The organism is Vibrio sp. YT-18, assembly GCF_033337345.1.
In the GTDB taxonomy this organism is placed as follows: Bacteria; Pseudomonadota; Gammaproteobacteria; order Enterobacterales; family Vibrionaceae; genus Vibrio; species Vibrio alginolyticus.
The window spans coordinates 1-1,220 of the sequence record NZ_JAWOQO010000160.1 but is presented as its reverse complement, the minus strand read 5'-3'; the positions used below and the strand labels follow the sequence as shown (position 1 = coordinate 1,220).

The 1,220-nt window shown below is 46.7% G+C and carries 3 protein-coding genes; all 3 read left to right on the top strand.

Features of this window, described 5'->3' with window-relative positions; all coding sequences use genetic code 11:
• Nucleotides 1-452, top strand: a 452-nt coding sequence (locus R7M72_RS25125) for a threonine/serine exporter family protein (protein ID WP_318056462.1), incomplete at its 5' end; no start/stop codon positions are given.
• The gene (locus R7M72_RS25120; protein WP_005459611.1) at nucleotides 452-925 is read left to right on the top strand and encodes a threonine/serine exporter family protein; all 474 of its coding nucleotides are present in this window, start codon (nucleotides 452-454) and stop codon (nucleotides 923-925) included. The genes R7M72_RS25125 and R7M72_RS25120, both read left to right, overlap by 1 nt.
• 9 nt (nucleotides 926-934) lie before the next feature.
• The coding region (locus R7M72_RS25115) for a dihydrofolate reductase (protein WP_318056461.1) at nucleotides 935-1,220 on the top strand (286 nt) is incomplete at its 3' end.

The window sequence follows — 1,220 nt, the reverse complement described above, 5'->3', positions numbered from 1 at the left end:
ATACCATCAGCCCAGAACGGTACAACCGCTGGCTAGTGGTGCTTATGATTGGCTTATCATGCGCGGCATTCAGCCATTTAGCGGGTGGCGATTGGGGCGTAGTTATTATGACCTTCTTGGCCTCGGCGGGTGGCATGATCGTGCGCCAAGAGATTGGCCATCGTCACTTCAATCCATTACTTAACTTTTCTGCTACCGCATTTGTAACCACGTTGATTTCTGCTCAAGCTGAAATTTACCAAATTGGCAATTTACCAACCGTAGCGATGGCATCGTCGGTATTGATGTTGGTGCCTGGTTTTCCACTGATTAATTCGGTAGCAGACATGCTAAAAGGTCACATTAATATGGGTATTGCTCGGTTTGTAATGGCCAGTTTGCTGACGTTAGCAACGTGTTTGGGCATTGTGGCGGCAATGAGTGTAACTGGTATTTGGGGGTGGGCAATTTAATGAATATTTTTGATTTAACGCTCGGTTTGCTCAATGACATGTTTTTTGCAGCCATCCCTGCAGTCGGCTTTGCGTTGGTGTTTAATGTGCCACAGCGAGCTTTGATCTATTGCGCGGTAGGTGGTGCGATTGGTCACGGAAGTCGTTACTTGATGATGCAGTTTGGAGTACCGATTGAGTGGGCGACCTTCTTCGCTGCCACCTTGGTTGGCATGATAGGGGTTCATTGGTCTCACCGCTTTTTGGCTCATCCAAAAGTGTTTACTGTCGCTGCATTGATACCTATGGTGCCGGGCGTTTTTGCTTACAAAGCGATGATTGCGATGGTGGAGATTAACCATTTGGGTTACTCGCCAGAGTTAATTGCGACCTGCATGGAGAACTTTCTTAAAGCCATGTTTATTATTGCTGGTTTAGCAGTTGGCCTCGCAGTTCCTGGGCTGTTATTCTATCGCCGCAGACCGATAGTATAAGGAACCGACATGATCATTAGTATGATTGCCGCGATGGCAGACAACCGCGTTATTGGCAAAGATAATCAAATGCCTTGGCATCTTCCTGCGGATTTTGCTTGGTTTAAACGTTGTACGATGGGGAAGCCCGTCGTAATGGGAAGAAAGACTTACGATTCAATTGGTCGCCCTTTGCCAGGACGTTTGAATATTGTCATTAGCCGAGATGAATCATTGAGTATTGAAGGCGTTACGACGGTGACTTCAGTTGAAAAAGCGTTAGAGGCTGCAGGTGATGTTGAAGAAGTAATGATCG

Excerpts from the sequence above, each read along its gene's own strand:
- R7M72_RS25120 (WP_005459611.1), top strand. The coding sequence starts at position 452 with ATGAATATTTTTGATTTAACGCTCGGTTTGCTCAATGACATGTTTTTT.